The sequence below is a fragment of the Archangium violaceum Cb vi76 genome (assembly GCF_000733295.1).
GTDB lineage: Bacteria > Myxococcota > Myxococcia > Myxococcales > Myxococcaceae > Archangium > Archangium violaceum.
On the sequence record NZ_JPMI01000203.1, the window covers coordinates 17,140 to 39,570 of the forward strand.

At 67.6% G+C, this 22,431-nt stretch carries 19 protein-coding genes; 5 read left to right on the plus strand and 14 right to left on the minus strand.

Features of this window, described 5'->3' with window-relative positions:
• Nucleotides 1-44: 44 nt before the first annotated feature.
• Together tpx and Q664_RS27190 are read right to left on the minus strand one after the other, a co-directional pair.
• Nucleotides 45-536: a thiol peroxidase gene (gene tpx / locus Q664_RS27185; protein WP_043402007.1), complete on the minus strand. Its 492-nt coding sequence runs from the start codon at nt 534-536 to the stop codon at nt 45-47.
• 30 nt (nt 537-566) lie between these two features.
• Nucleotides 567-1,619 (minus strand): hypothetical protein, encoded by a 1,053-nt coding sequence (locus tag Q664_RS27190; protein WP_043402009.1) that lies wholly within the window; start codon nt 1,617-1,619, stop codon nt 567-569.
• A gap of 151 nt (nt 1,620-1,770) precedes the next feature.
• On the opposite strand from Q664_RS27190, the gene Q664_RS60155 reads away from it, so the two are divergent.
• Nucleotides 1,771-3,849, plus strand: a complete 2,079-nt coding sequence (locus Q664_RS60155) for a peptidoglycan-binding protein (RefSeq protein WP_052518724.1) — start codon at nt 1,771-1,773, stop codon at nt 3,847-3,849.
• A 146-nt stretch (nt 3,850-3,995) separates the two neighbouring features.
• On the opposite strand, the gene Q664_RS27200 is transcribed toward Q664_RS60155, so the two are convergent.
• The 5 genes from Q664_RS27200 to Q664_RS27220 form a co-directional block, all read right to left on the minus strand.
• On the minus strand, nt 3,996-6,224 hold the full coding sequence (locus tag Q664_RS27200; protein ID WP_043402011.1) for a peptidase domain-containing ABC transporter: 2,229 nt from the start codon (nt 6,222-6,224) through the stop codon (nt 3,996-3,998).
• A complete protein-coding gene (locus Q664_RS27205; protein WP_043402014.1) occupies nt 6,214-7,161 on the minus strand; it encodes an efflux RND transporter periplasmic adaptor subunit in 948 nt (315 codons plus the stop codon). The genes Q664_RS27200 and Q664_RS27205 overlap by 11 nt, the downstream gene beginning before the upstream one ends.
• The gene (locus tag Q664_RS27210; protein ID WP_235216893.1) at nt 7,162-8,061 is read right to left on the minus strand and encodes an efflux RND transporter periplasmic adaptor subunit; all 900 of its coding nucleotides are present in this window, start codon (nt 8,059-8,061) and stop codon (nt 7,162-7,164) included.
• Nucleotides 8,062-9,113: 1,052 nt separating this feature from the next.
• Nucleotides 9,114-9,371 (minus strand): hypothetical protein, encoded by a 258-nt coding sequence (locus tag Q664_RS59355; protein ID WP_043402020.1) that lies wholly within the window; start codon nt 9,369-9,371, stop codon nt 9,114-9,116.
• 89 nt (nt 9,372-9,460) lie between these two features.
• Nucleotides 9,461-9,703, minus strand: coding sequence for a hypothetical protein (locus tag Q664_RS27220; protein WP_043402023.1), 243 nt, complete (start codon nt 9,701-9,703; stop codon nt 9,461-9,463).
• Nucleotides 9,704-9,972: 269 nt separating this feature from the next.
• Here Q664_RS27220 and Q664_RS27225 point away from each other — a divergent pair, with 269 nt between their 5' ends.
• Nucleotides 9,973-10,461, plus strand: coding sequence for a response regulator (locus Q664_RS27225; protein WP_084610400.1), 489 nt, complete (start codon nt 9,973-9,975; stop codon nt 10,459-10,461).
• Here the strand turns inward: Q664_RS27225 and Q664_RS27230 are convergent.
• Nucleotides 10,458-12,308: a VWA domain-containing protein gene (locus Q664_RS27230; protein WP_160174511.1), complete on the minus strand. Its 1,851-nt coding sequence runs from the start codon at nt 12,306-12,308 to the stop codon at nt 10,458-10,460. The genes Q664_RS27225 and Q664_RS27230 overlap by 4 nt on opposite strands.
• A gap of 221 nt (nt 12,309-12,529) precedes the next feature.
• Here Q664_RS27230 and Q664_RS27235 point away from each other — a divergent pair, with 221 nt between their 5' ends.
• On the plus strand, nt 12,530-12,997 hold the full coding sequence (locus tag Q664_RS27235; protein ID WP_043402031.1) for a peroxiredoxin: 468 nt from the start codon (nt 12,530-12,532) through the stop codon (nt 12,995-12,997).
• A 779-nt stretch (nt 12,998-13,776) separates the two neighbouring features.
• Here the strand turns inward: Q664_RS27235 and Q664_RS55205 are convergent.
• Complete coding sequence (locus Q664_RS55205) at nt 13,777-14,685, minus strand: DUF2381 family protein (protein WP_160174512.1); 909 nt, start codon at nt 14,683-14,685, stop codon at nt 13,777-13,779.
• A 576-nt stretch (nt 14,686-15,261) separates the two neighbouring features.
• Here Q664_RS55205 and Q664_RS27240 point away from each other — a divergent pair.
• On the plus strand, nt 15,262-15,651 hold the full coding sequence (locus tag Q664_RS27240; protein WP_043402034.1) for a DUSAM domain-containing protein: 390 nt from the start codon (nt 15,262-15,264) through the stop codon (nt 15,649-15,651).
• A 50-nt stretch (nt 15,652-15,701) separates the two neighbouring features.
• Here Q664_RS27240 and Q664_RS58090 read toward each other — a convergent pair whose 3' ends face one another.
• The 4 genes from Q664_RS58090 to modA all read right to left on the minus strand — a co-directional run bounded on the left by Q664_RS58090 (nt 15,702) and on the right by modA (nt 19,266).
• Nucleotides 15,702-16,100, minus strand: coding sequence for a hypothetical protein (locus Q664_RS58090; protein ID WP_152622368.1), 399 nt, complete (start codon nt 16,098-16,100; stop codon nt 15,702-15,704).
• 580 nt (nt 16,101-16,680) lie between these two features.
• Nucleotides 16,681-17,769, minus strand: a complete 1,089-nt coding sequence (locus Q664_RS27250; RefSeq protein WP_043402040.1) for an ABC transporter ATP-binding protein — start codon at nt 17,767-17,769, stop codon at nt 16,681-16,683.
• A complete protein-coding gene (gene modB / locus Q664_RS27255) occupies nt 17,751-18,428 on the minus strand; it encodes a molybdate ABC transporter permease subunit (protein WP_043402043.1) in 678 nt (225 codons plus the stop codon). The genes Q664_RS27250 and modB overlap by 19 nt, the downstream gene beginning before the upstream one ends.
• 4 nt (nt 18,429-18,432) lie before the next feature.
• Nucleotides 18,433-19,266 (minus strand): molybdate ABC transporter substrate-binding protein, encoded by an 834-nt coding sequence (gene modA, locus Q664_RS27260; RefSeq protein WP_043402046.1) that lies wholly within the window; start codon nt 19,264-19,266, stop codon nt 18,433-18,435.
• A gap of 372 nt (nt 19,267-19,638) precedes the next feature.
• On the opposite strand from modA, the gene Q664_RS27265 reads away from it, so the two are divergent.
• Nucleotides 19,639-20,196, plus strand: a complete 558-nt coding sequence (locus Q664_RS27265) for an Ig-like domain-containing protein (protein WP_043402051.1) — start codon at nt 19,639-19,641, stop codon at nt 20,194-20,196.
• Between the two features lie 25 nt (nt 20,197-20,221).
• Here the strand turns inward: Q664_RS27265 and Q664_RS27270 are convergent, their stop codons facing one another.
• On the minus strand, nt 20,222-22,390 hold the full coding sequence (locus Q664_RS27270; protein WP_235216894.1) for an adenylate/guanylate cyclase domain-containing protein: 2,169 nt from the start codon (nt 22,388-22,390) through the stop codon (nt 20,222-20,224).
• Nucleotides 22,391-22,431: the final 41 nt, after the last annotated feature.

Sequence of the window (22,431 nt, forward strand, 5' to 3'; positions counted from 1 at the left end):
AAGGCGGAGCCCGGCTCCCTACCGGGCCGTCCGGAGTGGCCGGGTTACAGCTTCGCGAGGGCCGCGTCGTAGTTCGGCTCCTGGCCGATCTCGGGCACCTGCTCGGTGTGGAGGATCTTGCCGTTCTCGTCGAGCACGACGACCGCGCGCGAGTAGAGGCCCGCGAGGCCTCCGTCCTGGATGGTCACGCCGTACTGCTTGCCGAAGTCACCGCGGAAGCCCGAGAAGGTCAGCGCCTTCTCGATGCCCTCGGCGCCGCAGAAGCGCTTGAGCGCGAAGGGCAGGTCCATGGAGACGTTGATGACGGTGACGTTGGGCTTCTCGGTCGCGCGCTTGTTGAAGGTGCGCACGGACGTGGCGCAGACACCCGTGTCGATGCTGGGGAAGATGTTGAGCACGCGCTTGCCCGGGATGGACGAGAGCTTCTTGTCGGCGAGGTCGATGCCGGTGAGCGTGGCGTCCGGTGCCTGGGCGCCGACGGCGGGCAGGTTGCTCTCGGTCTGGATGGGGTTTCCCTTCAGGGTGATCTTGGCCATGGGGTGCGTCTCCTTCGAGGTGGGTGGAAACTACCGCCTGGTTGGTTCAGGCCACAGGGTCGCGGACTCGATGTCCTTGACCGTCACGAGGCTTTTCTTCGTCCGCGGGTCGAACACCTGGGCCGAGCGCGTCTCCCCCATGACGAAGACGAGCAGCATTCCACCGCGCACCTGGAAGCCGAGGCGTTCACCCGGCCTGGCCGCCAGCTCCTCGAGCTCCACCAGGTTCCCATCCTGCTCCCAGCGCACCGGGACGGTGGGGTAGGTGGACTCGTCTTCCGGATCCTGGGCCGTCCAGTAGTACAGCGCCCCACCCGGCGTGGACAGGGACATCCACTTTCCAATCTTCCCCTCCGCCTGCCCCGGCAGGGCGGCGTTCAGCTTCTTCACTGCGGCCTCCGGAGCCGCTTGTCCGGGCAGGTCCCCGAACAGGGAGAGCGTCTGATCGGGCAGCGCCTTGGCGGCGTCGAGCACGTTGACGCCGGGGCCTGAATCAAAGGTGGTGGGCTTGGACTCGACATTCTTCCAGTCCGCGCCCTCCTGCCGGAACGCGAACGCCTGCCCCCGGGTGCCCTCGTCCTCCACCGGCACGTCGGAGACGAGCGCCACCATGCGTCCCTGGCTATCGAAAGCCATCCTGTTGATGCGTGGCGTGTCGGAGCCCTGTCCTCCCAGCGTGCCGAGCAGCCCCTTCAGGTCCTCCGGCTTGCCGCTCTTCGCCGGGAAGTCCACCCGCCAGACGCGCGGCTGGGTGCGATCTCCCATGGCCGGGTTGAACACCAGCCCCACGTTGCCGTCCGGGCTCCAGGACAGCTGGGACTCGTCACACGCCGCGTCGAAGGCGAAGACGGTGGGCTCACCGGAGGGAAGCGGTTGTCGGACCCACTCGCACCGCTGGGCATCCACGGGCTTGAGGTACGAGAGCGCCGAGCTGGAGGCGGGCGCCGGGGTGGGCGCCTTGCCTGGCGTGGGCGCGGTGACTGCACCCGGGGCCTGGGCGGCGGGAGCGGAGGGGTTCGACTTGCAACCCGCCACGACGAGGGCGGCGGCGAGCAACGGACGATGCCAGCGAAGCAGGGACATGGAAAGCCTGGGCCTCCGGATGGAAGGGCGCGGGAGACTAGCACGCGCGACACCGGCCAGAAGGCTCTCCTACCTACGCTCCCCCCGTTGTAGTCCTCCGTCGGAATGAGCGAGGATGAGGATCCCACTTTGCGCGAGGGGGGCTGAATACATGTCCAAGAAATGGAGGGTCGCCAAGGCCCTGGAGCAGCTCCTGGCGGAGTTGAACAGCCACGCTCCCAACCGGAGCAAGGCCAGTGACGGGGCCATTGGAGATGCAGCTCACGCCTCGCGGACGAGCGACCACAACCCTTGGGTGGACGATGGCGCGATGGGGGTCGTGACCGCGCGTGACTTCACGCATGATCCCGCCCATGGCGCGGACATGAACAAGATCGTCGCGCACCTGGTCAAGCTCCGCGATCCTCGCATCAAGTACATCATCTGGAATTGGAAGATGTGGCGGTCCTACGACAAGCTGGGCGCCAGCGCGTGGACCCCGACGGACTACACCGGCTCGAATGGGCATACGAAGCACGCCCACGTCTCCGTGAATTCCGACAAGGCCTCGTACGACTCGACGGCGACGTGGGGGCTGTCGAAGGGGATGGTGATCGTCAAGGACGTGGCACCCTCCACGGACCAGAGCACGAGTACCCCCCACAGCGGGCCGCAGACGGCGTCCAGGTTCGAGAAGTACCGGGAAGGCATCGAGCTGGGGTCCCGTAACATCAAGGAGGGCAGTGCGGGCAATGACGTCAAATGGGTCCAGGCCGCGCTGGGCGTGCGCGCCGATGGCTACTTCGGTCCCATCACGGAAGACACGGTCATCCACTGGCAGAAGGCACACAAGCTGACGCCGGATGGAATCGTGGGCCCCATGACATGGAAGGCACTCAAGGCCTTCATGGCGCCGAAGAACCCGAACAAGCCGGCTCCGCAGCAGCCGAACCCCCAGACTCCCCCTGCGGTGAGCAACACCGGGTTCGTCAAGAATGGCCGCACCTTCCTCAGCCAGGATGGCTACCCCGTCTTTGCCCAGGGCTACGACGGGACCACCAAGCGCAACGAGGACTGGGGCAGCATCGTCATCGCCAGCGGCACCGGGAGGACCGTCAGCGCCATTGGTTGTGCCATGACGGCCGTCACCATGGCGCTCAGTGGCATCACCGGAAAGACGATCACCCCGGACGAGATGGCCACGTTCATGAAGAAGAAGAACGGCTTCGGGTCCGGGGGTGACATCCAGTCGTGGGACCTGATGGGCACGCTGGTCTCTCCGCAGGTGGATCTGTTCCGCAAGACCGGCTTCAAGGCGGACCAGATCGACCAGGAGCTCGACGCGGGCCGGCCGGTGATCGTCCACGTCGACTACGTCACCAAGAACAGCGCGGGGAAGCGCGAGGGAAAATACGACGGCACGGGAGACCATTGGTTCCTCGTCACGGGCCGTTCGGGCAACCAGTATCGGGCCAACGATCCCGCCGGGGGCAATCGGCTCACGCTGCACCGGATGACGGATGGCCGGCTCGAGGCGGACGTCGCCACCAGCAAGGGAACGAAGTACCGCACGGTTGGCAATGCCGTCACCTTCAGCCGGGGCCCCGCGGTTCGCGTGGCGGACAACAAGGGACAGGGCAGCACCCCGAAGGCTTCAACGGGCTCGGCCACGAATGTCGTCGTCCTCAAACCCGCGCAGAACAAGGCGGGAAGCAAGGTGCCGTCGAAGTCGCCGCTGCCCAACTTCGCTGGCGCGGATCGCGCGGGGACGGTGAAGGCCATCCACGACGAGTGCCTCCGGCAGGGGGTGACGATGCTGGAGCAGATCGCCTATGTGCTCGCCACCGTGGAACTGGAGACGGGTCACTTCCAGCCCATCCGGGAGGCGGACTACCTGGGCGCGAGGGCCGAGGGGTACCGCAAGAACAACCTGCGCTACTACCCCTACTACGGGCGCGGCTACGTGCAGCTCACGTGGAAGACGAACTACGAGAAGTACGGCAAGCTGCTGGGCCTGGACATGGTGAAGACTCCAGACCTCGCCTTGCGGCCCGACGTGGCGCTCTTCGTGCTGGTGCATGGCATGAAGAAAGGCACCTTCACGGGGGTGTCGCTCTCCACCTACATCAATGGCTCGCGCGTCGATTTCCGCGGTGCCCGTGCCATCATCAATGGCTCGGACAAGGCCGCTCAATGCGCGGGTTATGCCCAGAAGTGGCTGAGTACCCTGAAGCTGAAGAAGGTGGGCTGAGCTGGAGAGGGAGCCGGGTTGCTCCGAAGGTCCCCATGCACGATGCACGGGGACCTTCTGGAGCCCTGGTTCCAGTCACCGCTACACGCAGGCGACGATTCCGCACGAGTTGATGGTCCGCGGACAGCCGTTGATCTGGGTGAGCCTCACTCCACCCGGCCGCCGCTGCGCATCTGGGCGCGCACCAGCTCCGCGTAGATGCCACCGTGCAGCAGCAGCTCCTGGTGCTTCCCCGCCTCCACCAGGTGGCCCTCGTCCATCACCAGGATGAGGTCCGCGTCCACCACCGTGCTCAGCCGGTGCGCGATGATGACGCGCGTGCACTGGAGCGATGCCAGGGATTGTTGCACCCGCGCCTCGGTGATGGCGTCCAGGGAGCTGGTGGCCTCGTCCAGCAGCAGCACCGCCGGCTTCTGCATCAGCGCCCGCGCCAGCGCCAGCCGTTGCCGCTGCCCTCCCGACAGCGACGCGCCCCGGTCCACCAGTGGCGTGTCATAGCCCATGGGCATGTTCATCACGTCGCCATGCAACTGCGCCAGCCGGGCCGCCTCGATGACGGGCTCCAGTGGGGCCACCGGGTCCGTGATGGCGATGTTGCCCCGCAGCGTCGAGCTGAAGAACGTCGGCTCCTGGGGCACCACCCCCACCTGGCCGCGCACCGAGTGCAGATCCAGCTCCGTCAGATCCTCCCCGTCGAAGAGCACGCGCCCGGAGGTGGGCAGGTACAGGCCGAGCAACAGGTTGGCCAGTGTCGTCTTCCCCGCGCCCGAGCGGCCGACGATCGCCACGGACTGGCCGGGCTCGATGTGCACCGACACGTCCTGCACCACCAGCGGCGACGTGGCCGCGTAGCGGAACGACACCCGGTCCAGCTCGATGCCCCCTCGCAGCTTCATCTGCCGGCCCGGCTTGGACGCCTCCCGCTCGGGCGGGGTGTCCAGCACGTCGTCGATGCGCTCGATGTAGCTGCGCAGCAACTGGAGCTGGCTGCCCGTGGTCACCAGGTTGCCCAGCGGCACCAGCAGCGCCCCGGCCAGCGCGTTGAGCCCCATCATCGTTCCCAGTGACATGCTTCCCTCGAGCACCAGCAGGGCGCCGCAGGTGAGCAGCACCAGCGGGGCCACCAGCCGCAGCGTCCCCGTGAGCGAGTCCACCCACGCCGTCAGCCGGCCCCGCTTCAGCGACACGTTGAGCACGTTGACGAAGCTCTCCGAGAAGCGCTGCACCGCCTGGTGCTCCACGCCGAACGCCTTCAGCGTCTGGATGCCCGTGAGCATTTCAATCTGGTAGCTCTGGTTCTTCGCCTCCACCTCCAGGTTCTCCGACATCAGTGCGCGCTGGCGCCTCGTGGAGAGCAGGAGGATGAGGATCTGCAGGCTGCCCAGCCCCAGGACGATGAGCGCCATGGTCGGGCTGATCAGGAACAGGAGCCCGAGGTAGATGACCACCAGGGCGCCATCGAGCAGCGCGGACAGCGTGCTGGAGGAGAGGATCTCCCGCACGGTGGCGTTGCTGTTGAGCCGCTGCATCAGGTCTCCCGCCGCGCGCACCTGGAAGAAGGCGTAGGACAGGCTCACCATGTGCTCCAGGAAGCCCAGCGTCATGTTCGAGTCCATGCGCGTGCGCAGCTCGAGCAGCAGGTGGCTCCGGATGAGCGAGGTGAGCAGCTGGAATCCGGCCAGCGAGATGAAGCCCAGGCCCACCACCAGCAGCAGCTCCTTGTCCCCGCGGGGCACCACCCGGTCGATGATGAGCCCCGTCAGTGCCGGCACCGCCAGCGCGAAGAGCTGCAGGATGAGCGACACGACGATGATGCGCTGCAGGACGTGCGACTGCTGGAGCACCTGCACCGCGTACCTCGCGGCCGAGCGGGGCCGGGGCTTCTTGCCCGTCTCGAAGGACTCGCCCGGCTCCAGCAACAGGGCCACGCCGGTGAAGGACTGGCGGAAGCGCTCCAGTGACACCTTGCGCCTGCCGTGCCCGGGGTCCAGCAGGTGCACGCCGTCCCGTCCCAGCTTCTCGAAGACGACGAAGTGCGAGAACCGCCAGTGGAGGATGGTGCCGGTGGGCAGATAGTGCAGCGCCTCGTCATCCACGGAGACGCCGCGCCCGCGCAGTCCGAAGGTGCGCGCCGTGCGCAGGATGTCGAGCGCCGACACCCCATCCCGCGCCGCCCCCATCGCCTGGCGGACTTCCTCCAGGCGCAGCGGCTTGCCGTAATAGCCCAGCACCATGGCCAGGCACGCGGCGCCGCATTCCATCTCCGACAACTGGCGCACCAGCGGGATGCGGCGCTCGCGGCCCTTCACCTGGAGGTTGCGGAACGCGGGGAATCGCTCGGTGAGCCCCGGATGCCGGACGGCGTCAGTCCTCATGTCCCAGTGCTCCCTTCAGGCCCGGAATCAGCGTCACGAGGATCCGCTCCTTGCGCACCCGCGCGTCCGCCTGGGCCAGCATTCCGTCGAAGTAGTTGAACGTCTTGCCCTTGATGGTGAACGTGGGTGCGTCGATGCGCGCCCGCACCAGCACCATCGGGCCCGAGAGGTTGAGCGCATCCCCCGTGTCCGCGCCCAGATAGCGCCGCACCTCGCTCGGGCCGATGATCTGATCTCCCACCGACTCGATGGTGAACGTCTGGTACTCGTGGTTGAAGCCGTTGAGCTCCACGCGCAGCGGCTTGCCCGGCTCGAGCCTCGGCCGGTAGCCACCGGGCAGCAGCGCCACCAACGTCACGTGCACGTCGTCCCCCACCACGGACACCACGTTCTCTCCCGGGTTGACGTACTGTCCCTCGCGCACGCGCAGGATGCCCACCACTCCGGCGTGCGGGGCCCTCAGCGTCCGCGCCTGCTGCCGGGCCTCGGCCAGCTCGCGCTCGGCGCGCAACGACGTGAGGGCCTGGCGCGCGGCCTCGTCCGATGGGTCCTGCAACACGCGCACGAGTTGCAGCTCGAACTCCCGCTGGATGCGCTCCAGTGACGCCGTCTCATCCTGGGAGAGGAAGTTCACCAGGGGCTGTTCCGCTTCCACCCGCTGCCCCGGCTTCACCTCCACCGAGGCGACGATTCCCGGCAAGTGGGTGGTGAGATCGCTTCGGCCCTCGACCTTCACCATGGCCGGGCCCGAGGCGTACTCGGGGATGGTCCCGAGCACCGAGTAGAGGGCGGCGCAGACGACCAGGGCGATCAGCACCCAGTACGTCCACCGGGTCCATCGGGGGGAGATGCGGAGGAGATCTCCGTCTTCCTGGGAGCCCTCGTGGTGGCGCAGGGCCTCCTCGCGGAAGATGCGGGTGCGTTGCGTGGCTTCCATTTACGGAGTGGCTCCCGTTGGCGCGGAGCCACCGGTGCCCCGTCCTCCGAGTTGCTGCGAGGGCCCCGGACGGACGTGGACGACCATGCCCGTGGAGACCTCGGGCGGCGGTGGCTGGTTGAAGGTGGCGGTGGCGAAGACGAGCCGGGCCGCGGAGTCCACCTCGGGCGCCACGCTCTCCACCGTGCCGTCGAGCGCGAGGCCGCGTTGCACGGTCTTCACCTCCACGGGGCCTCCTGTTTGGAGCCGCCGCGCCGCGTCCTCGGGCACGGCGAAGCGCACCTTCCAACCGCCGGTGCCGAGCAGCTTGAGCACGGGCTGTCCCGCCGCCAGCCGTGCGCCGGGGCTGGAGAGCTTCGCCGCCACCACGCCGTCGAAGGGGGCCACGAGCGTGGCGTCGTCGAGGTTCTGCCGCAGCTCGGTGGCCTCGGCGCTCCGTTGGAGCGTCTGTGACCGGGCGGCCCGCAGGCGGGCGTTGGCGGTGCTCTCCTCGTAGCGCACCTTGTCCAGCTCCTCCTGGGAATAGACGCCCAGCTCCAGGGAGCGCGGGGTGAAGTAGCGGGCCTTCTTCGCGCGGGCCTCGGAGAGGGCCAGGCGGGCGGCCTGTTCCTCGGCGCGCGAGCCCTGGAGGCTGGCCTCGGCGGCGGCGAGGTCCTGCCGCAGCGAGCGGGTATCCAGCCGTGCGAGCACCTGGCCCGCGTGGACGCGCTGGCCCACCTCGACCTCGAGCTTCTCCAGCCGCGAGTCGAAGCGGGTGCTCACGTTCACGGTTTCGTGGGCAATGATGACGCCGAGGAAGGGCTCCTCCAGTGCCGTACGGGAAGCGGCGCCACCGTCCACCACCAGGGCGGGCGGCGCGCCGTTCCCGTTCGGGCCAGGGTTCGCGAGGGCAGGCGCCACGAGCCCCGCGCTTTCCAAGCAAGCCAGTCCCCACCCCACTGCCAGCATCCGCACCCAACGACGCATCCCGTGTCTCTCCCGGTGGCAGGTCCCACCTGGGAGGAGGCGGCGCGGGGTGTTTGTGACAGGCCAGGGCGACCGGAAAGGAGGCCGGGCCTGGCCGCCCGCTCAGCCGGGGAGGCAGTAATACCCGGGGTCCGTGGGACTGCGCTGACCACAGATCTGACCGGGACCACATGTGGAAGGCCCGTGGGGGTCACACACCTCGCGGCATTCGAAGCGATAGCAGACGTGCCCCTGTGGGCAGGGCTTGTCGGAGTCACAACTCCGTCTGCATTCCGTCCGCAGCTCCCAGGGGCGCTGAGGGGGTGACAGGAGCTTGCAGGTATGGCCCTCGGGACAGGGCTTCTTCGTGCAATCAGGGCCATCCAACTGCCTGCAAACAGAAGCACCACCCGAGGCACGAAGACATCGCTGTCCTTCGGGGCACGAGCGGCCCTTGCATGTAGGCAGGCAGGAGGGAGGGCCCTCGCGTCCTTCGGCACAGAAGAACCCGGTGGGGCAGCTCGGTGGCTCGTCCAACCGGCATGGCCGGCCACACCAACCTTCCTGGCAGAGCAGTCCTCGTTCACATCCCAGGTGATGGGTGAGCGCGAGCAACTCGCAATTCTCTCCCTCCTTGCGATGCCCGATGAGCGCGCACCTGCGGACCAGTGCCTGTCCGTTTTTCGTCCTGACTGAGACGCAGGAGAATTCCTCCGGACAGTCCTCGTCCTTCATGCACATGCTGTCCGTGCATTCGGCACGCAGCTCGCTTTCGATGAACAAGCAATCGAGTGGTGGGTCGCAGTCCGCCACCGAGTTGCAACTCCGTGCATGGGTCGGTAAGGCTCTTCGTGCATCGGGAGGGAGCATCGGGATGTGGCTCGCTTCAGCCCGCGGCATTTGCGTCCGCGGCGGATGCGAGGCCATCAAGACCAGTCCCACCAATGGAATCGGGAGGATGATGCAGAGCAGGGCGAGCAGGAGCGCGCGCCATTTCCGGGGAGGCGTCAATCCTCCTCCTCCAAGAGTGTCTCAGGTTCCGCCAGGGGACATCCTTGAGGGCAGATGTCGAACTGCCCGTAGTGCTCCCGGGTGCAACGCTTCTTCCACTCCTCCTCCTTGAGAGTGCACCTGGGTCCCTTGGGTTCGAGTCCCCACACACTCCGGTGCAGGGGCACTTCGACGGCGCTCGACCGTCCCCAGGTCGAGCCGCACCCCAGCTGCAAGGGAAGAATCGCCAGCAACGTCAGGAGCTGCCTCGTCATGGGGCCTCCAGCGCCGAGAAGCTCAGGATAGCAGCCAGCGTAGACCCGTGCGCGGGCCGAGCCGTTCCCGCTCCGGGGCCGCTGTCCCCTCAGGTCAGGTACCGCTTGCCGCGGATGCCGGGGGCCTGGAAGCCGATGTCCGGGTTCCCCCTCAGGAGCGTGTCGATGCCTCCGAATCCCGCGAGCGGGTGGTGCTCGGGAGGGAAGGGATTGCCCGGCCAGTCGGCGAGGCTGAAGTCCACGAGCATGGGCGGCGAGTCCGCGTCGCGCATCAGGATGTTCGTCGGCCCGAGGGCGCCATGGTTGACGCCCTCGCGGCGCATGGCGTCCACGGCCCTCTCGGTTCTCGAGACCGGAGCCCTCACCGGTCTCGGCACTCGAGAGGGGCCCGCCTCCGGCTGGGGTCCTGTGGGTCTGTCGTGGGCGTCCCAGACGCTGTGGCGGAACGCCACATGTGGCGTTCTTCCCCGCCACACGGGCTGGTCAGACCTGTCGGGGATGTTTAGTCATTCCGGGTGTCGCCGTGCCATGCGCGGCGCATCGGGTGGCGGCACGGTTCCTGCTCAGCAGCGGCCGGTCGCGAGCAAGGGGAAGGGTCGTCATGCAAGCCAGTACGGTGAACCAGCAGGGGGGGTCGTCGAGGGCGGGCCGGGCCATGTTCCGGGGCGAGTCCCGGAAGCGTCCGGTGGCGTTTCACGGTCAGGTGTTGCTGATCGAGAACCTGAAGGAGCGCCGCCACCTCCTGTGCGACATGCTCACCCACGAGCGCTTCGAGGTCGGGGTGGTCGAGGACGCGCGGGACGCCATCCAGCTGCTCGCCGGGGCGCTCCTCTCCGGGCAGCGGCAGGTGCCGGAGTTGATCCTGTGCAATGCGCGGATGCTGGGCGATGCCGGTCTCGCGGCGCTCGAGCGGCTGTGCGCCAGCAACCCGGACGTGCCCGTCATCCTCTATAGCCCCTTCACCAACCCCCGGCTGCGCGAGCAGCTCGCGCGCATCCCCGGTGCCTGGTTCATGGACCACTCCGCGGGCCTGGAGGATTTGCGCTCCACCGTCGTGTCGCTGGCCTCCTCGCGCCAGACGCGCGTCTAGCGCCGGGGGGTGAGCGTGTAGCTTGCCCGCAGGCCGTCATCGCAGAGGGCCGGCAGGCGGAGGGCCCAGGTGGCCTCGCGGACGCACGAGGCCTGGGGCTCGGAGGCCGCGCCCGTCACCCGCACGTCGACGAGCTCGTCTCCCGTGGTCTCCAGCCGGACCTGGAGGGAGGGGTTGTCTCCTTCTCCCAGGCAGGTGGTGAAGACCGGCTGGAGGAGCCGCTCCAGTGCTTCCATCAGCTCGGGAGACGCCGGCCGCTGGAAGGGGGCCGCCATGGGGCAGCTGATGGTGCCGCCGACCACGCCTCCGATGACGCCGCCGGCCTCTCCGTCCGGCAGCGCATGCGTCCGGGCCGTCGAGGGCCCCGCGCCCGGGGGCACCACCAGGAGCGAGTGGGTGCCGGAGACCCAGTCCCCCTTTCGCGCGAGCAGCTCGACCGCCTCCTGGGGGGGGAGCTCCTCCTTGTTCCGGTTCCACGGCTCGAAGCGCTGGTGGGCCCAGGCGTTGCGGACGAGGTCGGCGGAGAGCGAGTCATCGCGGGCCACCGGCTGGGAGGCGGCACAGCCCCAGCGCCGTCCATGCAGCACCAGCTCGCCCAGGGTCGTCTGGGGACTCGGCAGCCAGAGCTGGAGCCCTTCGCCCTCCTGGAGCGTGGGCAGCTCCTTCAGCCGGGCGCCCTGGTCGTCCTGGAGGTGGACCTCCTCCCACCGCAGGGGACGCACGAGCGACTCCAGGGTGCTGCCGCCGCCGTAGGCGTGCAACTGCGTGCCGCAGGAGCCGCGAACGAGGGGCTCGGAGAGCTTCTCATGCGGGGCGGCGTTGCCGGTGCGGAGGGGCAGCCACCGCAGGTGCACGGCGGCATCGGGGGCCGAGGTGGAGGGGGCCGGGGGCACCGGCTCGAAGGCCTCGCGGAGCAGCCCGTCCGTGAGGGCGAGGACGCGCGTGGGTCCGCTGCCGTCCTCGAGCACCCGCTGGGCGAGCTTCAGCCCCTCGTCCAGGTGCGAGCCATTGCCGGGAGCGAGCCGCTCGGGGGGAAGGGTGGCCAGCGCCGTCTTCCACTCCGAGGCGGGGATGAGGCGTCCGAAGAGGCGCTGGGCGGAGCGGCGGAACACCACCACCTCGGCCGTCGCATCGGGCAGCCACTGGAGGTACTCGCCGGCGAGCTCCAACTGGCGGGAGATGCCCTGGGGGCCCACGCTGTGGGAGGCATCCACCACGAAGACGACCCGGGCCCGCGCGGGCACCTCGGAGAGACGTTCCGCCCGGACCTGGAGGAAGCCCAGGGAGCCCGTGCCCCAGGGGACGAGACCGGCGCGCGCGTCGAGCCCCCGGGCGGTCCCCGCTTCCCACGAGGCCTCCAGCTCGCGCCTCCAGGGATTCGAGTTCGGCGTCTCGAGGCGGAGGTCCTCGCCGGGAGAGGCGGGCACCAGGGTGAGCGCGGGCCGGGGGCTGTGCTCGCATTCGGGCAGGGGATAGGTGAAGGATTTCCGCCCGTGGGCATAGGCGAGCCGCGCGCGGACCTCGTAGCGCACCGTCACCGAGGCCCGGGGCGGCAGGTTCCAGAGCTTCAGGCGGACCGTGGCTCCGTCCTCCGAGGACAGCAGCGCGAGCGCCCGGGGGGCGGCGGGGCCCTTGCGCCGGAGGGCCTCGTAGCGGCGCTTCGCCTGGGCGGCCTCGAGCAGGAGCCCCTCCGTCCACTGTCCCTGGGACTCGAGGGCGAGGCCATGCACCGTGCCCTCTCGGGGCAGGGTGAAGCGGGCTTCCAGCTCGGTGTGGCGCGGGCGGGGGTTGTGGAAGGTGCGGTGCACGGTGAAGCGCACCAGGTCTCCCTCGGGCCGGGCTTCCACCCGGTGCTCCACCTCTTGGCCGCGCTCCGCTCCGGTGAGTTTGTCCTCCTCGCAGAGAGAGGGCTCCTCCGCTGTGGCCGTTCCCGGCCCCCAGGCGAGGAGGAGGAGAACCCAGAGGGAGAGGGGACGCGAGAGGTGCCGCATGGGAGCATTGTACCCGCCAGCGGTTTGTTGCTCCTTGTTCGTTGAAACGCCAGGGGCTGTTGGTTAGCAAGGCGGCCATGAGCATCAAGACTGGCGACCAGGCCCCCGATTTCTCACTGCCCAAGCAGGATGGCACCGCCGTACAGCTGAAGGACTTGCTCCAGAAGGCGACGGTGGTCCTCTACTTCTATCCCAAGGACGATACGCCGGGCTGCACGAAGGAGGCGTGCTCGTTCCGCGACTCGTATGAGGCCTTCAAGGATGCCGGAGCCGAGGTGGTGGGCATCAGCTCGCAGTCGGCGGCCTCGCACGAGGCCTTCGCGGCGAAGTACCGGCTGCCCTTCACGCTGCTGGCCGACGAGGGCGGCAAGGTGCGGCGCCAGTACGGTGTGCCGAGCACCCTGGGCCTGCTGCCGGGGCGGGTGACGTACGTCATCGACCGCAAGGGCGTCGTCCGGCACGTTTTCAACTCGCAGATCAACGCCACGCGCCACGTCACCGAGGCGCTGGGCATCGTCAAGCAGCTCCAGGGCGCCGGAGCGTGATGCGCCCTCTCCCTCTGGGAGAGGGCGGGGGGTGAGGGTCGTCACCGCCGTTCTCGCCGCTCAGGACAGAGGGAAGACCCTCACCCTGACCCTCTCTTGGTGTGAGGAAAAACGCATCTTCAAAAGTTTCGGGCACTTAGGTCGAATTGATGGGGGCTCGGAGTACAGAAATTCAGGCCCCCTCTGGTGCACGAAGCTACATCCGCAACTACACGGGATGCGCACCGGAGGTGAACCGACTACCGGGGTCGTTCAGGCGAGGCGTCCCGGTGGGTCGGCTCAACGGAACGAGTCCACTACGAACACGCCAGACGAGGAGAATTCGAGCACCGCCATTCCCGGTTTCGATTCGGGCAGTTTCTTTAGCTGGCCATGCGCGAGCCTTGCCACCGCGCAAATCGGGATTGTTTCGCCGTGTGGCGGCCGTGCTTCGTAATATCGGACGACGACTTGCGGGCCACCTGTCCAGACTCGTCCGTATAGCCGTGTAGGCGCTTCAAGTAATCCGAGAGATTCGTTCAACATGCTCTCGACAGGCCCGTCATACAGGGTGATTGGGCTGGTGTCGGTCTGGTTCACATCGAGTTCAACGAAAGCCGCGTCCCCAGGACGTAGCCGAAGAATTCGCATCGCCGTAAGGGCCTCCTCCGGACACTTCTCCGGTCCAGGGCTGCCATCCGGACGCAAGGGCACTCCCGCCGTTGGGCAACCCGTGGCCGCGAGAAACAGGAGGAGAGAGGGGCGAATTAGTGCTCTAGCTGAACGCATGAGCATTTCTCTTACTTCTTGAAGAGCCTACGATCCAGCGTCACATGCGCCGCCAGCATTCCGTCGTGGCGAAAAACTGCCAGGGTAAGCTTGCTGGGTCCCTGTGGCGAGTCAAACACGCTCTTATCCGCGACAACGGCGACAAATCCTGTTTCGCCAGGAGGAATCACCTTTTTGTCCGCTCGTAGGGCAAACGGCCTTGCTTCACCGACGAACAACGGGGGCTGGAACCCCGGTGGCAGCACAAACAGGCGAGCGTCCATCAATCTCCAAGGATTGGAGGGGTCTTTGTTTGTCACACGAAACAGAACCGCCACCTTTTCCTTGCCATCGGTAAGAACGCTAGCTTGAATGTTTGAATCCTCATTCTTGAAGATCCAGGCTTTACGGAACACAAATGGCGTGAACCTCACCGCGCCTTGCGTAAGGAGCGCCGCGAGGGTGTGGTCTTCAGACGACCCCGTAAAGCTCTCAACGGCAAGCTGATTCCAAAGCTCACGCTCCCTTTTCTGGGATTCCTCTAGTTGCTTGCGGAGTGCATCCGGGTCATCCGGTTTTAAGAATACGTTTACCTGTTGGTCAGGCCATTCTCCCTCCTTCCAACTTGAACCCGAAATGGTGAAGGGCACTTCCGTCCCATCTACGAGCCTCACCACCAAAATAAATCGGTCCTCGGGCTCAAGGGCTTGGAGCGGCTCAACAAGCACTCGTTTCCCGGCACATGCCACCGGCTCAAAGCGACCTTCCCACCCCAGCATTTTCGTTCCTGCCTCAGTGCAGGGCTGCTCGAATCGGAGAACGGTTGTCACGTGACGAGTCACAAATAACTGCTCGGCCCTCGCCTGTGGGTCGTCCCGAACGTAGACACTCCGGACTGAGGGGAAGCGTTCGCTCGCGAAGCGCTCTTGGGCGACAGCCACGGACGCCAAGATGACGAGCAGAAGGGCAGACCGGGGAGGTAAGAAGTTACGCAGATCGCGGCTTAACCTACCAGAATAAGGGGCGCGAGCGGCCAGCCCCCTGTGAGCGGGCCCGTCGTAGCGTCTCGAAAAGAGACTGCTCTACGCTGGCCGCATGAAACACTTGACTTCCGTTGTGTTCGTGGGCCTGGCCCTGCTTTCGGGGCTGTTCGCGTCCGGTTGCTCGGCTGGGGCTTCGGCTCTGGGTCCGGCGGACTGCCGACCGGGAGACTCCACCATGACGTGCTGTATCAAGAAACACCCTCTTGACCCGGTAGGGGCCTGTGGCGCCTCTCCCTCGGAGGTCGAGCAGGTGCTAAGAGCCGTGCGCGCCGACGTGGAGTTGGACGTGGACGGAGACGATTTCGCCAACAACAAAGACCTACCGGAATGGAAGCAACGGTGCATCAAAGCCTATTACTCGTGCCAGCAGTATGGATGGACCGGAAAATGCGACGACTGCCTCCGATATTGCGAGGGACAGCACGAGTGGCCAATTCGCCAATGCAGGCCGCGTAAGTGAAGGAGAGCTAAGGCATGAAGACAGTAGAAGCGGAAGAAGGCGACTGGCACGAAATACGAGTGCTGGACAACCGGGTCCGGCAGGGGGAAGTCTTGGAATTAACCGATGATGTGCGCGATCTGCTCAAACGCACTGCCCGAACGGTTGCTATCCCCGAGGCCGATGCAAAAACCGCCCTCGCCAGCCGGGACAGCGGAACTGCCTTACTCCAGGAGATCCGGCGTCGCATCACCGAGGGATCAAACCGACTGGTTGATGCACTCCATCGGATGTACCAGCTTCGGGAAAAAGGGGACCTTGACGGCGCCCGCCAACAAATGCTCGACGTGCTGGCCGTAGAGGTTGTGCCGCAGTACCGGGAGGTTGCCGAGGGCGAGGTAGAGAAGCTGAATAAGCTTTCGTAGGGAACGGCAAAGGGCGTCAACAGGACGCCCCTCGCCAACAAAGCCTAGAACTACTCCGGCAGAGCCAAGCTTGCTTCCGTCATCGGGAATGCGCGCTCCCCTACGAATGAGCACAGCCACTCCAGGGCCTTCATGAGACCGGCCAAGATTTCGGAGACCGGCTCGGCCCATCGCTCCAGGGCCTTCATGAGACCGGCCACGAACGAAGCCAACAACTCGGAGAGCGGTTCAGCGTTCTGCGCCACGTCCCCCATGAAGTCGAAGACCCGAGCGGCCAACTGCTGCACGGGGTCCTCTACAGAGGGAGTTAGAGAATTCGCTACGATGACGCTGCTTCCAGAGCCAGACGAGTGCTCGGCAAGGATGCGCCTCCTCGCCACACAATACGACTCGCCAGTTTGCTTCATCCGCGCCCGGATCAATCGTTTCAGCTTTTTATTGCCGTTCATCTGTGTTCCTTCGGGATAACGAGGCTTTGCGGACCGTGCCCCGCGCTTGCCGCCCATCCGTCAGGTGGCACAACAAACAACGATCCGAGGACTGGGTCCCCTTTGCCCTTTGAAGAGACTCCGCACGGAGAGCTGCTAAGGCATTGGCGCGGACGACGCCATTGGTCCTCACCCTATGCTGCAAGGGCGTTCAGGTCAATCGCAAATCGCAACCCTGTGAGCGCGTCGGATATCAAAGCGTAGACGGACCCTGGGGCCACTCCCGACGATGTGGGCATCGCGGTTCGTACTCGCTGGGAATGCTCCGTGACTGGCGGGACGCACAAGGCAACGGCCATGACGGTAGCAGGGGGGAATTATCGTTTAATCTTTTTCGGGTCTGAATCCTCGCTTGGGGCCCCCGGCGCCCTGATGGAGTTTCCCTGGGGGTTGATACCCCGGGGCCCCCTCCCCCTGTCCGGTCTGTAGCTCCTGGCCTTCCGCGCCACGTCACCCACCAGCCGACCGGGCCCGGGAAGCCGCCCACGACCCGTCCCGCTCCCATCCCCTGCCCCTCTCCGAGGGGGAGAGGGGATTCCGCTCACGGGCGAGGCACCAGCCGCACCGCGGGCGCCTTGAAGGTGGCGGTGAGCGCCCGCCCCTCGGCGAGCCCCAGCTCCTCCGTGGAGAAGCGCGTCACCCGCGCCACCAGGGGGAAGCCCGCGTCCAGCCCCACACGGACCAGGGCTCCCTCGTGTGCGAGCGACACCACCTTGCAGGGCAACCGGTTGCGAGCGCTGGTGGGCGCGGCCTCGGGCAGGCCCAGGGTGACGTCCTCGGCCCGGAGACACACGAAGACGGCGCTCCCCTCGTGCGCGGGCTCCAGGGCCACCAGGTGATGCGGACCCACCTCCACCGTGGCCAGCCCCGCCTCGCGTTTCAGCACCGTGCCCGGTAGCACCGTCTCGATGCCCGTCATCCGCGCCACCGCCAGCTCCGCCGGGTGGTTGAACACGTCCGCCACCGGCCCCACCTGGCACACCCGGCCGCCCTCCATGGCCACCAGGTCATCCCCCAACGCGAGCGCCTCCAGGCGGTCGTGCGTCACCACCACCGTGGGAACCCCCAGCTCCCGCAGCAGCCGCCGCAGCTCACCCCGGAGGTGCTCGCGCGAGGGCGCGTCCAACGCGGACAGCGGCTCGTCCAGCAGCAGCAGGCGTGGGCGGATGGCCAACGCCCGGGCCAGCGCCACCCGCTGCTGCTGCCCGCCGGACAGCTCGCGCGGCCGGCGCCCCTCCAGCCCCTCCAGGTGCAACAGCGCGAAGAGGGAGCGCGAGCGCTCGCGCCGCTCGTCCGCGGGCAGCGCTCCCAGGCCGTACTGGACGTTCTGCTCCGCGGTGAGGTGGGGGAAGAGGGCGTAGTCCTGGAAGAGGAGGCCCACGCGCCGCCGCTGGGGCGGCAGGAAGATGCGGGCCGAGGTGTCACACCAGGGCTCGCCGTGGAAGAGGACGCGCCCGTGCTCGGGCTGGTCGAGCCCCGCGAGGCACCGCAGCACCGTCGTCTTTCCCGCGCCCGAGGGGCCGAACAGCACCGCCACCCGGCCGGGCGTGGCGGGCAGCTCGAGGGTGGCCCGGACGGTGGGCCCGCCGTGGAAGCGCTTCTCCAGATCGACTACGAGCGTGTCGGCCATGATGCCCACACCCTGCGCTGCAGCCCGTAGGTGAGGGCCAGCACGAGGAACGAGAAGACGAGCAGCACCAGCGCCGTGCGGCCCGCCGAGGCGTAGTCCAGCGCCTGCACCGCGTCGTAGATGGAGATGGAGGCCGTGCGCGTGCGGCCCTCCAGGTTGCCGCCCACCATGAGCACCACGCCGAACTCCCCCAGCGTGTGCGCGAACGTCAGCACCATGCCGGAGAGGATGCCGGTGGCGGACAGGGGCAGCACGACGCGCAGGAACGTCTGGAAGCGCGAGACGCCCAGGCACCACGACGCCTCCAGCAGACGGCGATCCACGCCCGCCAGGGCCGCGGTGAAGGGCTGGACGCTGAAGGGCAGGCTGTAGAGCACCGAGGCCACCAGCAGGCCACCGAAGCTGAAGGGCAGGGTGCTGCCGAAGAGCGACTCGAAGGCCCCGCCCAGGGGACCCCGCGGGCCGAGCGCGAGCAGCAGGTAGAAGCCCAGCACCGTGGGGGGCAGCACCAGCGGCAGTGACACCACGGCCTCCACGAGGAACTTCCACCGCCAGCGCGACGTGGCCAGCCACCAGGAGAGGGGAAGTCCCAGCATCAGCAGGAGGAGTGTCGTCCACGCGGCGAGGCGCAGGCTCAAGAGGATGGCGGCCCGGTCCAACGCCTCACTCCTTGGGCAGGGAGAAGCCGTAGCGATCGAGCACCGCCGTGCCCTCGGGGCCGAGCAGGTGGTCGCGGAACTCCCGGGCGAGCGCCTCATCCTTCGCGCGCTTCAGGATGGCGCCCCCCTGCTCCATGCGCGGGTAGGCGTCGAGCGGCACCACCCAGGCGTGGCCCTGCTCCCGCATGGCCGGGGCGAGCGCGAGTGCCAGGGCGATGATGCCCGCGTCCGCGGCCCCGCTCTGCACGAACTGCGCGGTCTGCGCGATGTTCTCCCCGAGCACCAGTTTCTCCTTCACGGTGTCGTACACACCCTGGCTCTTCAGGGCGGCCTCGGCGGCCCGGCCGTAGGGGGCATGCTGGGGGTTGGCGATGGCGATGCGCCGGGCGGCCGGTTCGCGCAGGGCCTCCATTCCGCGCTGCTCCACGGACAGCGGCGAGTCCCTGGGCACCCACACCACGATGCGGCCCACGGCGTAGAGGAAGACCTCGCCCGCCACCAGTCCCTGCGCGGCCAGCTCGCGCGGATAGGCCACGTCCGCGGAGAGGAAGACGTCGAAGGGGGCGCCGTTGCCAATCTGCGCGAGGAAGTTGCCCGACGAGCCGTAGGTGACCTGGATGTCCGCGCCGGGGTGCTTCGCGCGGAATCGCACCAGCACCTCGTCCAGCGCGAACTTCAGGTCCGAGGCCGCGGCGATGGTCAACGTCCGCTGCTGCTCGGCGCCCGCGGACGGGGTGGAGCTGGCAACGGTCCCATTCTCGCGCAGGCCCACCCGCAGGCCCGCCGCGATGATGATCAGGGCGCCCGCGGCGAGCGCTCCCTTCACGATGACGTTCATCCGGTCCCTTCCCAGGAGGGGGCTGCCCGCCCTGGGCCCCCGGGTGTACGCGGGGGCGATCATGACGTCCGCAGCTTAACGGGGCTCGCGCGGGGGGCGGTGACAAGAAGTCCCGGATGCATCGCGCGGGGTGACAGCCAGGGGACACGGAGCGTGGAGTTTTTTCCCCGAGGCCCTCGGGCGAGGCTGAAAGAACTTCCGTCTTTCCGCCACCGCCTGCCGTGAGCCGATCTCCAGGAAAGACGGCGCAAGCCCGGAGAGATCGGCCAACCCGCTGTTTTCCCGAAAGAAAGGGATGGCGGGTGCGAGCCATCCCCGGGAACAGGTGGACTGTCCAGGGTCCGGCACGGTTCTGGCTACAGGTGACCGGTGATGGCACCGAGCAAGAACCAGAAGCGGATCTACCACCACTCCATCTGGGAGACCTGGATGCCCTCGGTGGGCGTCGTCACCCTGGTGGGGGCCCACATCCTGGCCGCCTCGCTGGGCCTGTACTCGTCGGCACCGGAGGTGAAGGTGCTCCAGCCCGCCACGGGCGCGTCCATCAGTGGACACCTGGAGATCTCGGTCCAGGCGGACGACGGGCCCACGGGTTCGGGGGTGCAGAGCGTGGAGTACCAGCTCGGCTCCACCTCGGGCGTCTGGAAGCCGCTGACGCTGGACGTGGAGTCCATGACCTACAAGGCGAGCACCGAGGCGGGAGCCGTGCCGGCCGGAGGCCATGAGCTCTACATCCGCGCGATGGACTACTCGGGCAACCTGCGCACCGTGTTCGTCACGGTGAAGGTGGACCCCGCCGCCACCGAGCCCCATGAGGAGCACCCGCACCGGCCCGTGGTGGACGGCACGCGGGATCTCTCCTCGAAGCGTGGCGTCGAGCGGCGGGGGTGGGGCGGGCACCTGCTCTCGGTCCTGCTCCGGTCGAACTGAAGGCCGCCATCCACCGTCACGTGAGCTACTTGGTATCGAGCGAGAACACGCCGTCCCAGTCCTCGGGGGGAGGCTGGGTGCTCAAGGCCTCGCAGCGGGCGGCGAAGACGCGCGAGGGAGGATCCTCGGGCGAGGAGAGGAAGCGCTCGCGGGCCTCGGTGAAGTGGCGGGCGCGGTAGAGGGCGAGCCCCTCGGCGAACCGGGCGAGGTGCGCGGGGGGAGGGGCTCCGGCCACGTCCACCAGCTCGTAGACGCGCACGGGGAGCTGCCGTCCCTTCACGCGCAGCAGATCCAGCTCCCGGGCGAGCACGGTGCCGCGGGAGGCCCGCACGGTCTCCTCGGAGACGAGGATGCGGGTGCCGTACACCTTGGCCGCGCCCTCCAGGCGGGAGGCGAGGTTCACCGTGTCGCCGATGACGGTGTAGTCCTGGGCCGCGCGCGAGCCGATGTTGCCCACCACGCCAGGGCCGGTGTTGAGGCCGATGCGGCAGTCCAACCGGGACACGCCTCGTGCTTCCAGCTCGGGGGCCAGCTTGTCCACCACCGCCACGAGCCGCAGCGCGGTGAGGCATGCGCGAGCCGCATGGTCCTCCTGGGGCAGGGGGGCGTTCCAGAAGCACATGATGGCGTCGCCGATGAACTTGTCGAGCGTGGCGCCGTGCTGGCCGAGCACCTCGGTGGCGCGCTCGAAGTAGCCATTGAGCACGTCGACGAGCGCCTCGGGGCTCATCTCCTCGCTCATGGAGGTGAAGCCCACCAGATCGCTGAAGAGCACGGTGAGCTCGCGGCGCTCGCCGCCGGGGGCGGCCTTCTCCGGGTTGCGGATGAGCTCGTCCACGACCTGGGGGTCCAGGTAGCGCTTGAAGAGGCCGTGGATCTGATCCCGCTGACGGAGGCCGGCGACCATCTCGTTGAAGGCACCGGTGAGCCGGCCCACCTCGTCGGTGCCCCGGACGGGGACCTCGACATCCAGCGCGCCCAGGCGCACCTGCCGGGCGGCGGCCTCCAGTTGCACCAGGGGCGCGGAGAGACGGCGCGCCAGCATCACGGCGAGGACGAAGGCCAGCAGCACCACGCCCACCGCGGTGCGCATCATCCAGTCGCGGACGCCCGTGAGGATGGGTTTGATCTCCGTGTCGAGGTTGCGCATGACGAACACCCGGCCAATGGGCGTCCCGTCCTTCCCGTCCTTCCGGTGCACGTCCCAGAAGACAGCCTCGCGGACGAGATAGAGGCCATCATCAGCGAGCACCTCGAAGGCCCAGCTGCTGTCCGTCTCGTTTTCGTCCCGCGAGTCATTCTCGAGGACGATAGGAGTACCACCGTCGCTGGGCGCCTTGAGGGGCCTGATGGTGTCGGAGCTGGACTCGACGAGCCTCTTTCGCACCTGCTCGGGGACGTCACTGGAGGTGGTCAGCGTGCCGTCCTTGGCGAGCAGGGCGAAGAGGGCGGCTCCAGAGGACCCCTTCTCCAGGGAGTTCTCCAATAACGGTTCCTTCACCCACCGACCCGTCAGCACCACGCCAAGGGGCCGGCGGGCCGACTGCTCCAGCGAGTTTTCTCCGCCCGAGGTTGTTGCACGGTGTGCGTGCACGAGCAGCAGATCGTCCTCGCGCATGCACTCCTTCGTGTTCATATCGGTGCATGTCTTGGGCACGAAAGTGAAGGGCAGGTTGCGCACGTAGGCGGGGGACCAGAGCTCGGAGGCGAAACCCTCGTGCAGCGCCCGGTCCAACAGGGGCACGTTGTCCACGGTTTTCCCCACCTGCTCGTCATCGCCGTGGGTGAACACCAGCCGCTTGCGCACGTTGAAGAAGGCCCAGATGCTCGGATTCTTGTCGATCCACCCGAAGACCTCTGTGTCCGCGGAGATGATGACGTCATGAGCGCTCTGGATGCCCTCGAGTTCGGCATCTCCGTCATCGAGGCCAGCGGCGCTGTCGTCGGAGTTGACTCTGAGAGCCTCGTCCTTGAACGTGCGGTCGCGCGCATGCGCGTCGGCGACATCTTTGATACGAGTCTGGGCGGCTTGGGAGAGCCTCTGGAAGGCGTCCAGCGTGCGGGTCAGGTCGGCACGGATCTTCTCTTCGGCGGCCTCCTCCACCGCCCGTTGGGTGACCACGAGCGCCACGGCGAGCGCCACCACCGACAGCAGCATGAAGGCCGCCACGAGCCGCGCGGAGAGCGAATTCAACCCCAGGCCTCCGGCACGGGCGCCAGCTTCCCGCGACGCCG

Excerpts from the sequence above, each read along its gene's own strand:
- Q664_RS27190 (WP_043402009.1), bottom strand. The coding sequence starts at position 1,619 with ATGTCCCTGCTTCGCTGGCATCGTCCGTTGCTCGCCGCCGCCCTCGTC.
- Q664_RS59355 (WP_043402020.1), bottom strand. The coding sequence starts at position 9,371 with ATGACGAGGCAGCTCCTGACGTTGCTGGCGATTCTTCCCTTGCAGCTG.
- tpx (WP_043402007.1), bottom strand. The coding sequence starts at position 536 with ATGGCCAAGATCACCCTGAAGGGAAACCCCATCCAGACCGAGAGCAAC.
- Q664_RS27200 (WP_043402011.1), bottom strand. The coding sequence starts at position 6,224 with ATGAGGACTGACGCCGTCCGGCATCCGGGGCTCACCGAGCGATTCCCC.
- Q664_RS27235 (WP_043402031.1), top strand. The coding sequence starts at position 12,530 with ATGAGCATCAAGACTGGCGACCAGGCCCCCGATTTCTCACTGCCCAAG.
- Q664_RS27240 (WP_043402034.1), top strand. The coding sequence starts at position 15,262 with ATGAAGACAGTAGAAGCGGAAGAAGGCGACTGGCACGAAATACGAGTG.
- Q664_RS27205 (WP_043402014.1), bottom strand. The coding sequence starts at position 7,161 with ATGGAAGCCACGCAACGCACCCGCATCTTCCGCGAGGAGGCCCTGCGC.
- Q664_RS27225 (WP_084610400.1), top strand. The coding sequence starts at position 9,973 with ATGCAAGCCAGTACGGTGAACCAGCAGGGGGGGTCGTCGAGGGCGGGC.
- Q664_RS27250 (WP_043402040.1), bottom strand. The coding sequence starts at position 17,769 with ATGGCCGACACGCTCGTAGTCGATCTGGAGAAGCGCTTCCACGGCGGG.
- modA (WP_043402046.1), bottom strand. The coding sequence starts at position 19,266 with ATGAACGTCATCGTGAAGGGAGCGCTCGCCGCGGGCGCCCTGATCATC.
- Q664_RS58090 (WP_152622368.1), bottom strand. The coding sequence starts at position 16,100 with ATGAACGGCAATAAAAAGCTGAAACGATTGATCCGGGCGCGGATGAAG.
- Q664_RS60155 (WP_052518724.1), top strand. The coding sequence starts at position 1,771 with ATGTCCAAGAAATGGAGGGTCGCCAAGGCCCTGGAGCAGCTCCTGGCG.
- Q664_RS27265 (WP_043402051.1), top strand. The coding sequence starts at position 19,639 with ATGGCACCGAGCAAGAACCAGAAGCGGATCTACCACCACTCCATCTGG.